15 protein-coding genes are annotated in these 14637 nt (G+C 39.9%); 9 read left to right on the forward strand and 6 right to left on the reverse strand.

The features are described 5' to 3' along the window. Positions 1–58 precede the first annotated feature (58 nt). Entirely contained in the window at positions 59–625 is a 567-nt protein-coding gene (locus tag BLS32_RS02035) for a DUF3109 family protein (RefSeq protein ID WP_091391632.1), read from the reverse strand. A gap of 71 nt (positions 626–696) precedes the next feature. After that, entirely contained in the window at positions 697–2310 is a 1614-nt protein-coding gene (locus tag BLS32_RS02040; RefSeq protein WP_091391633.1) for a T9SS type A sorting domain-containing protein, read from the reverse strand. A 100-nt stretch (positions 2311–2410) separates the two neighbouring features. Here BLS32_RS02040 and BLS32_RS02045 point away from each other — a divergent pair, with 100 nt between their 5' ends. The 3 genes from BLS32_RS02045 to BLS32_RS02055 are packed head-to-tail and all read left to right on the forward strand — an operon-like array spanning position 2411 to position 3847. Beyond that, positions 2411–2989: a MarC family protein gene (locus BLS32_RS02045; RefSeq protein WP_170227508.1), complete on the forward strand. Its 579-nt coding sequence runs from the start codon at positions 2411–2413 to the stop codon at positions 2987–2989. A 39-nt stretch (positions 2990–3028) separates the two neighbouring features. Continuing rightward, entirely contained in the window at positions 3029–3229 is a 201-nt protein-coding gene (locus BLS32_RS02050; RefSeq protein WP_091391635.1) for a hypothetical protein, read from the forward strand. A 12-nt stretch (positions 3230–3241) separates the two neighbouring features. Further along, positions 3242–3847, forward strand: a complete 606-nt coding sequence (locus tag BLS32_RS02055) for an FAD-dependent oxidoreductase (RefSeq protein WP_091391636.1) — start codon at positions 3242–3244, stop codon at positions 3845–3847. Positions 3848–3925: 78 nt separating this feature from the next. On the opposite strand, the gene BLS32_RS02060 is transcribed toward BLS32_RS02055, so the two are convergent. The 3 genes from BLS32_RS02060 to BLS32_RS02070 are packed head-to-tail and all read right to left on the reverse strand — an operon-like array spanning position 3926 to position 6517. Continuing rightward, entirely contained in the window at positions 3926–5497 is a 1572-nt protein-coding gene (locus BLS32_RS02060) for a S41 family peptidase (RefSeq protein ID WP_091391637.1), read from the reverse strand. Beyond that, a complete protein-coding gene (locus BLS32_RS02065) occupies positions 5498–5926 on the reverse strand; it encodes a deoxycytidylate deaminase (protein WP_091391638.1) in 429 nt (142 codons plus the stop codon). 15 nt (positions 5927–5941) lie between these two features. After that, positions 5942–6517 (reverse strand): HupE/UreJ family protein, encoded by a 576-nt coding sequence (locus BLS32_RS02070; protein WP_091391639.1) that lies wholly within the window; start codon positions 6515–6517, stop codon positions 5942–5944. A 167-nt stretch (positions 6518–6684) separates the two neighbouring features. Here BLS32_RS02070 and BLS32_RS02075 point away from each other — a divergent pair, with 167 nt between their 5' ends. Then, positions 6685–7116, forward strand: a complete 432-nt coding sequence (locus BLS32_RS02075; RefSeq protein ID WP_091391640.1) for a TerB family tellurite resistance protein — start codon at positions 6685–6687, stop codon at positions 7114–7116. An 80-nt stretch (positions 7117–7196) separates the two neighbouring features. Here the strand turns inward: BLS32_RS02075 and fbp are convergent, their stop codons facing one another. Then, positions 7197–8207: a class 1 fructose-bisphosphatase gene (fbp, locus tag BLS32_RS02080; protein WP_091391641.1), complete on the reverse strand. Its 1011-nt coding sequence runs from the start codon at positions 8205–8207 to the stop codon at positions 7197–7199. A gap of 196 nt (positions 8208–8403) precedes the next feature. On the opposite strand from fbp, the gene BLS32_RS02085 reads away from it, so the two are divergent. From BLS32_RS02085 to BLS32_RS02105, 5 genes are all read left to right on the forward strand, one after another. Then, the gene (locus BLS32_RS02085) at positions 8404–8880 is read left to right on the forward strand and encodes a GNAT family N-acetyltransferase (protein WP_091391642.1); all 477 of its coding nucleotides are present in this window, start codon (positions 8404–8406) and stop codon (positions 8878–8880) included. Between the two features lie 41 nt (positions 8881–8921). Further along, entirely contained in the window at positions 8922–10178 is a 1257-nt protein-coding gene (locus BLS32_RS02090; protein ID WP_091391643.1) for an aspartate kinase, read from the forward strand. A 90-nt stretch (positions 10179–10268) separates the two neighbouring features. Beyond that, complete coding sequence (locus tag BLS32_RS02095) at positions 10269–10742, forward strand: ORF6N domain-containing protein (RefSeq protein WP_091391644.1); 474 nt, start codon at positions 10269–10271, stop codon at positions 10740–10742. Between the two features lie 90 nt (positions 10743–10832). Next, positions 10833–14258, forward strand: a complete 3426-nt coding sequence (locus BLS32_RS02100) for a hypothetical protein (RefSeq protein ID WP_091391645.1) — start codon at positions 10833–10835, stop codon at positions 14256–14258. 60 nt (positions 14259–14318) lie between these two features. Next, positions 14319–14630 (forward strand): hypothetical protein, encoded by a 312-nt coding sequence (locus BLS32_RS02105; RefSeq protein WP_139171671.1) that lies wholly within the window; start codon positions 14319–14321, stop codon positions 14628–14630. Positions 14631–14637: the final 7 nt, after the last annotated feature.

The following is a 14637-nucleotide window of genomic DNA, read 5'->3' on the forward strand; positions in this document are numbered from 1 at the left end:
TGCAAATAAAGGAAAGTTCACCATGAGAAAAATATCTGAAATAACGCAGAAAATTTTGTTATTTTTTAAGGTCTTCTGCCACTTTTTCAAGCTCGGCATACCATTCAGAACCAAATTTTCGAACCAACGCTTCTTTAACAAATTTATATACCGGAACTTCGAGTTCAGCACCTAACGAACAAGCCGGATCGCAAATATCCCAACGGTCGTAATTCACTGCCGAAAATTCTGAAAATTCTTTTATACGGATAGGATACAAATGACACGAAACCGGTTTTTTCCACGACACTTCGCCCTGATTGTAGGCTTGTTCAATGCCGCAAAGGGCGGTTTTTCCGTCAAAAATGACGTAAGCGCAATCTTTTTCGTCGATGAGCGGTGTTTCGAGTGTTCCGTCAGTTCCAACAACCCAGGTTCCTTGCGCTTCGATCGCGGCAATTCCTTCGGGGCGCAAAAACGGTTTTACCTTATCGTAAATGTCTTCCAAAATCTTGGTTTCGGCTTCGCTCAAAGGCGCACCGGCATCTCCATCAACACAGCAGGCACCGTGACAGGCAGATAAATTGCAGACAAAATCTTTTTCGAGGATGTCTTCAGAGACAATGGTTTTTCCGAGTTGAAACATGCAGCAAAGATACTTTAAACTTTGAAGCGTTCAAAGAAGCGCATCCACAAATTGGTTGACTGGTTTCAAGGTTAATGAGAAATTAGCATTTTATGTGTAGAATAACGCCCGGCTGAATCAGTTAATTTTAGGAAATAATTGCCTGTCGTGAGATTTTCAACATTGATTTTTTTTATGCTTTTATGCTTTTCAGACTGAACTAAAATTCCGTTTACATTATAGAGTTTTGCTTCTATTATTGGTACGGCATTGTTGTGTATCTGAACTTCTGACGTTGCAGGATTTGGAAAAACCGCTACAATATTATTTGTAAAAGCGTCACTGTTCAAATCGCTGTGACCATAAACTGCCCCTTGAGGGACGAAGAAGTCAACAAACTTTTCTCCGATGATCTTGGTTTCTAGCCCATCAATTTTACTGATTTCTGCTATCCTGCAGCCATCAGCATTTAACAATTGCTGCCCATTTTCATTGATAAAACGAGTTGTATAATAAAAGTCGGGTGTTTCGCTGCCCTGGTAAGTACAATTATAAGACAATTCTATAAAGTTGTCATTATTTATCATTTTTTCAGAAATATGCGAAATATAACTAACGTTATAATTCAATGGTGGTGAAAGTGGAATTGTTTTCCATATTGTATGATCTGCATTAAAAATTTCAGCATTGCCGTTACTTTCATTGGTGTTGTAATATTTCTCGCCTGTGGTTTCAAATTTAACGCGGGAAATATTTTTATTCGTATAAGTATGTTCTAATGCAAATGAAGGCAATGCGTAAACTTTTGTAACAAATTCATTAAGAATTTGATTTTCAACAACCAAAAGTTTATCTGAAAGTTCATTTATACTATTTAGAAACACACCGCCATTGTCAATTGAAAACAACTCTAAACCGTTTTCATTAACAATTTTAGAAGTAGAATCACTATTGAACCTATATTGCCTTGTGTAACCTATTTCCAGAAGCGGATCAGGATTTATCTTATTTTCTGATATAAAAAGGATTCTACCGGATATTACTGAATCGGGAAATGAAAGATCAAACGACTTCCATAAAGCATGATTACTGTTGTATACCTCTGCAAAACCACTGTGCATATTTATCAATGCATATTTCTCACCTGAATTCTCAAGCATTACGCGTTGCACCTGACCATGCAAATAGGTGTTTTCTAAAGCAAGTCCTGGCAGTGTAAAAACTTGGCTTGAAAAATCGAGATTTCCGTTTTCTAAAGAAAGCACAGTTGTTGCGATAAATTTATCGGAAAGTCCTTCGATTTCGCTGAATTCTAAAAAATAAGCATTTGGCAGCGTAAGGAGTATATTTCCATTTTCGGAAATTACTCTTGATTCCGCTTGTATTCCAGTTAACGACTCGTCAAGATCATAATGATAGGCAATTTCAAGATTTGCATCGGGATCAAATTTTGTTTCTGAAATTAATGATATTCCATTTGCAGAAGAACCGGTCGGGAGTTGTAGTGGAATTGCTTTCCAAAAAGTATGATCGGCATTGTACAGCTTAACGGAACGACTTTCGGTATCGTACAAATAATACTTTTCTCCAGAAATCTCCAACTTGATTCGTTTTACAAAATTTTCCTGATATGTATGTTCCAAACTAAATTGTGCAAACGAAGAAATGCTCAAAAGTAAAAACGCAGCTTGTACTATTCTTTTCATAACGGCTTTTGATTTAAACCCAATGATACAAAATAAATTAACGCAATATTAGCTTTAAAGGCAGATAAATAGAATAATTTTGCAGCCTCTAAAAAAGGAAATTATGTTTTTTGATTTTAAAGAAATAATCACCGTTTCCATGGTGCTTTTTGCAGTAATCGATATCGTCGGCACCATTCCGATCGTAGTAGATCTACGCACAAAAGTAGGCCACATCGAATCTGAAAAAGCGTCCATTGCAGCCGGAATTATCATGATTGTTTTTCTTTTTATCGGCGAAGAGTTTTTAAACTTAATCGGGATTGACGTGCATTCATTTGCTGTTGCAGGTTCTTTCGTACTTTTTTTCCTAGCACTCGAAATGATCCTTGGAATCCGGATTTATAAAGACGAAGAAGCGAGTTCGGCATCAATTGTTCCGCTTGCATTTCCTTTAATTGCCGGCGCAGGAACGATGACGACTTTATTATCGCTGCGTTCTCAGTTTCAAACCGTTAACATTGTCATTGCCATTATCCTCAATATTATCCTGGTTTATGTCGTATTGAAATCGTCCCCGAAAATCGAAAAAATGCTAGGCAAAAACGGGCTCGGTGTCATCCGGAAAACCTTTGGTGTCGTGCTTTTAGCAATTGCTGTTAAATTATTCGCGGCTAATGTTAAAGGTTTGTTCGTCTAACCGATTTTTACTAATTTCACTCCAAACAAAATTCTTCTGATGAAAATTTTCACCACAATATTAGTTGTTATCGCACTGGCATTAATCATCTTCAACATTACTTTACTGGATTTTGATCATTTATTCGAAGGCAACAGCATGGTGGCATTAATTGGGATCGCAGCTTCATTCTGTGCCGTTTTCATCCTGCTTATTTTCAGGATGTCTAAGATGATCGAAGAAAAAACCAGAAACAATTAAAATTTCCCTTTTATGTTTGATGTATTGATCGTTGGCGGCGGCGTAGCCGGAATGTCGTGTGCATTGGTACTGGGTTCTGCCTACAAAAAACCATTTGCAGCGGCTAAAAAAATCGGGGTTTTTACCCACCAGAAAAACACCAACCTTCAGGAAGCTTTATTCAACAACGCTTACGGAATTTCACCGGGAAAACTCGGTTCAGAATTGATGTTTGAAAGCATCGAACAATTGTCAAAATTATATCCGCACGTTGCCCAAATGGCAAATGAAAAAGTGATGAAAATCGAAGGGGAATATCCAAATTTCACGGTCGTTACTAATAAAGATTCATATCAGACAAAAATCGTCGTTGTTGCTGTGGGCTGGGCCAATACTTTAATGATTGAAGGCCTTGAACATTACATCGAGCCACACAAAAAATCAATTCCGGAAAAAAACCGCATCCAGCTTAAAAATACCGATCATAAAGTTACCGAAGGCATTTATGTAGCCGGAACTTTAGCCGGAAAACGCAGCCAGCTTGCCATTGCTGCCGGAAGCGGTGCTGAAGTAGCCACAGACATTCTTACGTTATGGAACAATGGCAATCAAAGTCAAAGCCACGACAGTATTAAATAAATTTCAGTCCAATTATATAAAAACAGCCCTGAATTCATTGAACTCAGGGCTGTTTTTTGTAACATTGTTTGATTCTGTTCAATCTTTCAAAACAGCTCTCACCATCGGATCTTCTTTTAGAATGATCTCGTAATATTTCTCATCGTCAAACAGTTGCTTTGCAAATTCAGCCGTTAAATAACGTTTTACCAAAGCCTTGTTTTTGTACAATTTTAAATCCAATCCGAGGTTTCCGATGTATTTCTGGAAATTGTTGAAATACAAATCACTTTTATCCATTTTTGTCAGAAATTGGGCAAATGCCAAACCTTTAAAATCATTGCGGTATTTGTCCAATTGCTCAAACACAAAATGCCCAACTGCGCCCGATTGCATTAAATAAGCGGTTGTTTCCTGGCCGTGTTCGACTTCAAGCGGGACGAAAATATCGGGAACGATTCCGCCGCCGCCATAGACGATTTTCCCGCCTTTGGTCTTGAATTTCAACGTATCGGCAATTTTAATGCTGTCTTTATCATACAATTCACCGTCCTCAAAACGCTTCGAAAATTCGTTGAAATATTCTTCGCTTCCGTGAGAATAGCTTTTCTGGATCGAACGGCCTGAGGGCGTATAATATCTCGCAACAGTCAACCGCACAGCCGATCCATCTTCAAAATCCATTTCGCGCTGCACCAGGCCTTTCCCGAAAGAACGGCGTCCAACAATGGTACCGCGGTCGTTGTCCTGAATCGCGCCTGCTAAGATTTCGCTTGCCGAAGCGCTGTTTTCATTAATCAAAACCGACACTTTTCCTTCTTCAAAATCACCTCTTTCTGTTGCAAAAGTTTTATCGATACGGCCTTTTTTGTTTTTTGTAAAAACGATCAGGTCTTTATTTTTCAGCAATTCGTCGGCAATTTTCGAAGCCATTTCCATATAACCGCCGCCGTTGTCGCGCAAATCGATAACGAGCGAAGTGATGTGATCGTTTCTTAATTTCGTAAGCGCCTGCTGAAATTCGTCGTAAGTTGTTTCTGCAAAACGGTTGATTTTAATGTAGCCCGTTTCCGGATTCAGCAAAATCCCAACATCGACGCTTTTGATCGGAATGATGTCGCGCTTGAGTTTGACTTTGAACTTTTTATTTTCGCTTTTGCGGAAAATGGTTAGCTCAATATCTGATCCCGGAATGCCTTTCAATTTCGAGAACAAACTGTCCGATGGCAAATTTCTTCCGTACAATTTGGTTTTTCCGGCAAATAAAATCCGATCGCCCGCTTTGATGCCGGCTTTTTCAGATGGGCCGTTTTCCAACGGTTTAATGACTGCCAAGGAATCTTTATACATGTAAAAATTAATCCCAATGCCCACGAAATCGCCCTTCATGCTTTCGGCAACTTCCGTTTGCTCTGTTGGCGGAATGTAAACCGAATGCGGATCGAGTTTTTCCAGAATGTTGTTCACTGTCAGATCGACAATCGAATCGGTGTTGACATTATCCACATATTCATTGTCGATGAAATCGATCAGCCGGTTTAATTTTGTCTTGTAATTGTTCTTTGAAAACGACGGTTTGTCTACCGGAAAATTCAAAAAACCGCCCAGCAAAACGCCGATTGCCAAAGTGGCAAAAAAGAATATCGGAATGTAAATTTTATTGATTTTCATTTATTCAAAATCTTCTATCTGATCCACGATAACGCCCGCTTTCTCAAGAAAATCAATTCCGGAAGTGTCGCGATAGCCTTTTTGGTAAACCACTCTTTTAATGCCCGACTGATGGATTAATTTGCTGCATTCGCGGCAAGGCGAAAGCGTAATGTATAAGGTGGCACCTTCACAGGATTGGGTTGAACGTGCGACTTTTAAGATCGCATTCGCTTCAGCGTGCAGTACGTACCAATTGGTTAATCCTTCCGAATCTTCGCAGCAATTTTCAAAACCCGAAGGCGTTCCGTTATAACCATCGGAAATGATCATTCGGTCGCGAACGATAATGGCGCCGACTTGTTTTCGTTTGCAATACGACAATTGTCCCCATTCGCGGGCAATCCGAAGATAGGCTTTGTCGTATTTATTTAATTTTTTTATATCCATTTAAAATGTAAAAATTCAATTCCAAATATTGTTTTTGATAATCGACGGAAGCACAACCCCGATCACAAATGCTGAAAAAACCAATGCAAAATCGCGTCTCGAGAACTTCAGGAAATTTTGAAACACAAATGACAACAGCAATACAACAACGGCTGTGATGATTTGTGCGGCGACAATCCCGAGTTCAAATTCTAGCAGCGGCACCAATTTGCTTCCACCCAAAACCGACTTGAAATATTCTGAAAACCGCAATCCATGAATGGCTCCGAAAAACAAAGCCACAAATGCCGTAATATTATCGTTTTTTGCAGATTTTCCGGCCGTAAACAAATTGTAAACCGCTGTAATTAAAATCGTCACCGGAATCAGAAATGCAATCATGCTGGCTTTGATCGTCAAAATATGAAATATTGAAAGCAGCATTGCCAGCAAATGTCCGATCGTGAAAACCGACAGCAATAACAAAATCCGTTTCCAGTCTTTCAAAACAAACGGAACCAACAGCGCAACAAGAAAAACCACATGGCTATACCCTTTGATATCAAGCACATGGCGCAGGCCTGTTTCGGTATACATCCAGAATTCTGACATATTGATTTTATTAAGATTCAGGGTTTGTAAACTTACAATTTATTTTGATTTTAAGCCTTTGCCTTTAACATTTTGGAAACAGCCAATTGCAAAACCAAAAAGTTTGTTATAAAGGAATTTTAATAAAATGAAATTAGCTTTATATTTGCACGATAAAAACAAAAATTATGTCATTTTCAGATTTATTTGATAGCGAATTCAAAAGCAGGAACAAAGGACATTTCTCTGCAATCGTTCGTGTTGCGCTTGCCGACGGAAAAGTAGCTCCGGAAGAAAAAACATTCTTAGACAAACTTGCCGAAAAACTCGAGATTTCGCCTGAAGAATATGATGAAATCCTTGATAATCCAACAAAATATCCAATCAATCCGCCGTATTTATATTCCCAAAGGCTGGAGCGTTTGTATGATTTGGCCAGAATGGTTCACGTAGACCACCACATTGGCGACAAGCAGGATATTTTACTCAGAAGAATCGGATTGGCATTGGGATTTACGCCTGGAAACGTCAATTATATTATAGACAAAGCCATGTCATTGATCGATCAGAAAGTAGATTCTGAGACTTTTATGTACGAGATGGAACATATGAATAAATAGTGCAGCGTTGCATTTATAAATCAAAATCCGGATTTCGCAATTGAAATCCGGATTTTTTATGGAATTTGGTTTGGTTATTTTTAGCTAGTTGCCTTCATCATAAATTCTTCTGCTTTCTCGACCATATTTTTACTTCCGCAGAAAAAAGGCACGCGCTGGTGCAATTCCGTTGGCTCGATTTCCATGATTCTTCCAAAACCATCTGACGCTTTTCCGCCGGCCTGTTCTACGACAAATGCCATTGGGTTGCATTCGTATAACAATCTCAATTTTCCTTTTGCCGCTTTCGAACTTGTCGGATAAATATAAATGCCGCCTTTAATCATGTTTCGGTGGATGTCAGAAACCAAACTTCCGATATAACGTGAAGTATACGGCCGGTCGCCTTCTTCCAATTGGCAATATTTGATATAATCTTTCACGCCCTGCGGAAAATGCACATAATTGCCTTCGTTGATCGAGTAAATATTTCCGTCTTCCTTAAATTGCATGTTTGGATGCGACAGATAAAACGTTCCTATGGCTGGATTTAAGGTAAATCCGTTTACGCCGTGGCCTGTAGTGTAAACGAGCATGGTTGATGTTCCGTAAATGACATAACCTGCAGCAACTTGCGCCGTTCCGGGCTGCAGAAAATCTGCTAAAGTTACCGGCGTACCAATCGGTGTAATTCTTTTATAAACCGAAAAAATCGTCCCGACAGAAACATTCACATCAATATTTGACGAGCCATCAAGCGGATCCATCAACACGACATATTTGTTGTTGTGGCCTTCATCGAGTCCGCGAACGGTGATAAATTCGTCGTTCTCTTCAGACGCGATCCCGCATACAATTTCGCGGTTGATTAACGTTTGGATGAAAACGTCATTCGCATACACATCGAGTTTTTGCTGGTCTTCGCCCTGGATATTTTGTTCACCAGCCGCGCCGACAATGTCAACAAGCCCGGCTTTGTTTACTTTATAATTGACGACTTTTGCAGCCAATCGTATGGAGTTGATGATCTTAGATAATTCTCCCGAGGAATATTGATGGTCTTTTTGCTTTTCAATAATAAATTCCCCGAGCGTTTTGTTGCGTTCTTCCATTGCGAAATCGTTGTAGTTAGTCGTGCAAATATCGGTTACTTTTATGAAAATTGCAGGATTTTTCACAGATAGTTTTGGATTTGTATATTTGTTTTTTGAACAATGCCTAGCCCTGATAGAAGCGGCATCCTTTTATGTAACGCAGTGGAATAAAAGATAGAGCGGATAGCAGGAAACAGCTTCAAATAAAATAAAAATGATCATAAGAAAAGGCGAAAAAGCCGACATGCCCGAAGTTTTAGTGCTCATTACAGAACTCGCCGTTTTTGAAAAAGAACCCGATGCAGTCGTTGTAACAGTTGCCGATCTCGAGTGCGACGGATTTTCTGAAAACCCGTTATTCCAGACTTTCATTGCAGAAATCGACGGTAAAATTATTGGAATGGCACTGTATTATTACCGATATTCGACCTGGAAAGGCAAAACAATCCATCTTGAAGATTTGATCGTAAAGGAAGATTTTCGCGGTTCGGGCGCCGGATTTGCCTTGTATTCGGAAATCATCAAACAAGGTAAGAAAGACAACGTGCGACGGATTGAATGGAATGTGCTCGACTGGAATATTCCGGCGATCCAATTCTATGAAAAGTCAGGTGCGAAAGTCCTAAAAGACTGGCTGGTTGCACAAATGGACGAAAACGGAATCGAACAATTTATCAATAACCCGAAATGAGAGGTCGTTTGACTTTCGACGTTCGACATTAGACTTAAAAAATGAGAATATTCAAATTTGGCGGCGCTTCAATAAAGGACGCAGCCGGAATCAGGAACGTTTTTAGCGTATTGCAGCAAACGGGTTACGAAGATGTTTTATTGGTCGTTTCGGCGATGGGAAAAACGACAAACGCTCTGGAAATCGTCATTAAAGATTATTTCGACAAATCGGCAGCATTAAAATCGTCTGTCCAGGAAGTCAAAAAATACCACAACCAGATTTTGCTCGATCTATTTGACGATGACAAAAATGCCGTTTTCACGGATGTGAATAAGCTTTTCGCTGATCTCGATTATTTCCTGAGCCAGAACAAATCGCCGAATTATAACTTCGTTTACGATCAGGTCGTAAGTTTCGGAGAGTTGATCTCAACAACGATTTTGTCGCATTTCATGAATTTTTCGGGCATCAAAACCAATTGGATCGATGTGCGGAATTTCATCAAAACCGACAACAATTACCGCGATGCAAATGTCAATTGGGAACTGACGCAAAAGAATATTTCGAAAAACGTCAAGAAAAAAGTCCTCAATATTACACAGGGATTTTTAGGTTCGGATGAAAATAATTTTACGACGACTTTGGGCCGTGAAGGTTCTGATTATACAGCGGCTATTTTTGCGTATTGCTTGAATGCCGAAAGTGTCACGATCTGGAAAGATGTTCCCGGCGTGATGAATGCCGATCCGCGCTATTTTGAAAATGCGAGCTTGCTGAACCATATTTCTTATCGCGAAGCAATCGAACTGGCGTTTTACGGCGCGACTGTAATCCATCCGAAAACCTTGCAGCCATTGCAAAGAAAGGAAATTCCATTATTTGTAAAATCGTTTTTAAACCCTACTTTACCCGGAACTTCGGTTTCAAAAGGCACCGATTTAGAACCGGAATTGCCGTGTTTTATCGTGAAGAAAAACCAGCTTTTGATTTCGCTTTCATCGATCGATTTTTCTTTTATCATGGAAGAAAATATCAGCGAGATTTTTGCGCTGTTGCATCAATATAAGATGAAAGTGCATTTGATCCAGAATTCGGCGATTAGTTTTTCGGTTTGTGTTGACGACAAATTTGGGAATTTTACAGCATTAAAAACCATTCTTTCTAAAAAATTCAAAGTGTCATACAATGAAAATGTGTCACTTTATACCATTCGGCATTTTGATGAAAAAGCGTCAAAAATGGTTGAAGACGGAAAATCTGTTTTATTAAAACAGGTCAGCCGCGAAACGATGCAAATCGTGACTAAAGAAACATAATCCAGAATAATTTATAAACCATACAAAAAATGATATGTACCAAACGAAGTAAAACCCATTGTCAATGAGATAATTGTTGACAAAATTTTTATGATCAGGAATGAAAAAGTAATGCTCGATCGTGATTTAGCGCAATTGTATAATGTGGAAACTAAAAGAGTGAAAGAAGCGGTGCAAGGAAACATTTCAGGATTTCCCGAAGATTTTATGTTTGAATTGTCTAAAGCAGAATTTGACAATTGGAGGTCGCAAATTGCGACCTCCAATGCTGATAAACTCGGTTTGCGTTATGCTCCGATGGCTTTCACAGAACACGGCGTACTCATGCTTTCCGGCGTAATCAATAGCGAAAGTGCCATTCAAACGAACATCCAGATCATGCGGATCTTCTCAAAAATCAAGCAGCATTTTTCAGATGTTTCTGATATTCGGACCGACTTGGAGAAAGTGAAACGAAAACTTGAAAATCAAGGCAAAAATATCGAACTCGTTTTTCAGTATATCGATGAACTTTCGGAGAAGAAAGAACTGCCTGAAAGATCTAAAATTGGATACAAGAAATAAACTGCACCTGCCCATTTCCTAATTAACGCATTTTCTAATTGTCCAATTCCCAAAACACACTACTTTTGATGCAATTGCGTTATAGTTGCTATGTTTAAAAAATTACTTTTTTGTTTGACAATGTGCTGGTTTTCCGGAGTTCACGCTCAGGAAATCGTGACGCCTTACAAAAACAGGAAAATAGTAGCCACGCGCGACACCATCCATATCGATTCTGTGAGTGTAAATGCGGCATTTTTTAAATTGCTTGACGCCAATGCCAATCTGGTAGATTCCACTTTTTACAAAATGAATTTTGAAAAAGGAACTTTGGTTTTCAAGGAAAATTATCCTTTTACAGCTGATACGCTGACCGTTCGCTTTTTGAAATTTCCAGAATATCTAACCAAACGATACAGCATTTACGACGATAAGCGCGTGATTTCAAATGAAGGTGCGCTGACGAATTTGTATCGCGTTTCAAATGATCCGACGAAAACTTTCAAGCCTTTCGACGGATTGGACACCTCGGGAAGCATTACGCGCGGCATTACCATTGGAAACAACCAGAATGCCGTTGTCAACTCCAATCTCGATTTACAGATCACCGGAAAAATATCTGATAAAGTCAGCCTTCGCGCGTCTATCCAGGATAGCAACATTCCGCTTCAGGATGGCGGATATTCGCAGAAATTGGACGAATTCGACCAGATTTTCATCGAATTATTCAGCGACAAATGGAACATCCGCGCAGGCGATCTGTTCCTCGAAAACCGAAAATCCCGGTTCCTGAATTTCAATAAAAAAGTCCAGGGTTTGGCCACGAGTTTTAATTTCGGAAAAGAAGGCAACAAAACCAATGTCTTTGCTTCGGCGGCTTTGGTGCGCGGCCAATATGCGAAAAGCACTTTCGTTGGGCAGGAAGGAAATCAGGGTCCGTATAAATTGCGCGGTTCAAATGGCGAGCTTTTTATTCTGGTTGTTTCAGGTTCAGAACGTGTTTATGTGAATGGAATTTTACTCAAGCGCGGCGAAAACAACGATTATACTATCGATTACAACGCCGGGGAAATCATTTTCACATCGCTTTTCCCAATCACTTCTGAAATGCGAATCAACATCGAATACCAATTTTCCGATCGGAATTATACGCGTTTTGTCACTTATTTCGGAGCAACGCACGAACAGGAAAAATGGAGCATTGGCACTTATGTTTATTCAGAAAATGATGTCAAAAACCAACCGTTGCAGCAAAGTTTATCAGAAGAACAGGCAAAAATACTCGTCGAAGCAGGCGATGATCCTAACTTGATGACTGCGCCTTCCGCATACGTAGACACTTATTCGATAAACAAAACTTTGTATAAAAAAACGACAGTTGACGGTGTAGAAATTTTCCAATACTCAAACCTCGAAACCGATGTGTTGTACAATGTCAAATTTACGCTCGTTGGCAACAATCTCGGGAATTACATACTGGCAAACAATGCTGCCGTCGGGCGGATTTATGAATATCTCGCGCCGTTAAATGGCATCAAACAGGGAAATTACGATCCGATTACGCGTTTGGTGGCGCCCACAAAAATCCAGATTGCGACGGTTATGGGGAAATTCAATCCGTCGGAAAAGACCAATGTTGATTTTGAGCTCGGCATCAGCAACAACGACCTCAATTTATTTTCTTCGCTTGACGACAATGACAATCAGGGTTTGGCCGGAAAGATCAATGCAAAACAACGCTTGTTGACCGGAAAATGGGAAGTTGATGCCTTTGCGAATTACCAGTTCGTTCAGAAAGATTTTCGTACCATAGAACGTCTTTTTAATATTGAATTTGACCGCGATTGGAATTTAAACGCCGTTTCGGGAAACCAAAGTTACCTCATTTCAGGTGTGAATTTAAATCTGCCAAAAAAAGGACAATTAACGTATCAGTTTGAAAAACTTGACTTTACCGGAAGTTTTTCGGGAAACCGACATTTGATCAATGCGCTTTTCAAATTTGATGCTTGGAACATTCAGAACAACAGCAGTTTTATGCACAGCGACGGCACATTGGCCACATCCAAATTCCTTAGAAACCAAACACAAGCGCGCTACCATTTTGGGAAAAACTGGGTTGGCGGAACGGTTCGGCTCGAGGACAATCAGGAAAAAATCAAGGAAACAAATTTATTTTCAACCTTGAGCCAGCGCTTTTTTGAATACGGTGCTTTTGCAGGCCGCGGCGACAGTACGAAGGTGTTTATGGAATTGGGCTATTTAAACCGCACAAATGACAGTTTGCAAAACGGCTTGTTGCAGCGCGTGAACAATTCGCATTCGTATTATCTGAAATCAAAATTGATCCAGAATGAAAGAAGCGACCTGTCGGTTTATGTGAATTACCGCACGCTGAAATTCACCGATCCGGTACATCAAAACGAGCCTTCACTAAATTCGCGGATTTTATACAACAGCCGGTTTTTTGACCAATTGGTGCAAACGACAACGGCTTATGAAACCAGTTCGGGAACGATTGCACAACAGGAATTTACGTATCTCGAAGTCGAACCAGGACAAGGCGTTTATACCTGGAACGATTACAACGGCAACGGAATCCAGGAATTGCAGGAGTTTGAAGTCGCTCCATTTCCAGATCAGGCGAAATATGTGCGTGTGTATTTGCCGAACCAGGTTTTCATTAAAACGCATCAGAATAAATTCTCGGAATCGGTGACTTTAAACCCAAACCAATGGCAGAACAATTCCGGGTTTTTGAAAATCCTGTCCTATTTTTACAACCAGACTTCGTATTTGATCGATCGGAAAATTGAACGCAACGGCGACAATTTCGACCTGAATCCGTTTCATACTTCTGATGAAGATCTCGGTCTCAACACGGCTTTCAGGAACAGTTTTTTTTACAACCGCGGCAAGCAAAAGCATTCGGTGACGTATACTTTTTTAAACAACCGCACCAGAAACCTGCTTTCGATCGGATCGCAGGAAAACAAGAACAGCTCCCACCAATTGCAATACACGCATTTGTACCAGAAAACATGGCTGTTTGCGATGGCCGGGCAAACTTCGAAAACCAAAACAACGATTGACGATGATTTGGCTGCCGATTTCAGCTTAACGCGGAATTACCTCATCGACAGTTATAAATTATCTCCGAAGATCTCGTATTTGTTTTCACAGAATGCAAGCTGGGATGTTTTTTATGAATTTCAGAACAAAGACAATAAAATGGGCGGAATGGAAACGCTGAAACAAACGCGCGTCGGAACATCCTTTTCATACAATACCCAGAAAAAACTATCCATGAACGGCGAATTTTCGTTGTATGAGAATAAATTTACGGGAAGCGAGCTCACGCCTGCGGCTTTCCAAATGCTCGAAGGTTTGCAGCCCGGACAAAATATGACTTGGCGTTTGCTCGTTCAGAAAAACCTGACGCAATATCTCGATGTCAACGTGAATTACCAGGGCCGGAAAAGTGAAACCAGCGATACGATCCATACTGGAAGCATTCAATTGCGGGCGTATTTTTAATTTGAGACTTCGGTTTAAATCATTAACTTTAGTTACTATTAATCTTAAACCAAAAATATCATGAAATCAAAATCGTTAAGAATTGTGTTGTTGATGTGTATGCTTCTTGCTTTTTCGGCAAATTTCTATGCACAGGACACGAGAGTTGAAAAGGCAAAAAAAGAAGTCAAACAAACTTCTAAAAAAGTAGCAAATAAAACTGAAAAAGCAGCCAAAGCCACAAAAAAAGAAGTCAAAGAAACCGCTGCCGAAGTGAAAACAGCAACCAAAAAAGATGCAGCCAAAGCCGATGCAAAAGCGACAAAAGCAGCTAAAGAAGTAAAAGCAGAAACGAAAAGCGCAGCGGCAAAAGCCAAGGCAAAGCTTGAGTAAAGCAATA

This window comes from Flavobacterium noncentrifugens, assembly GCF_900100375.1.
GTDB classification, from domain to species: domain Bacteria; phylum Bacteroidota; class Bacteroidia; order Flavobacteriales; family Flavobacteriaceae; genus Flavobacterium; species Flavobacterium noncentrifugens.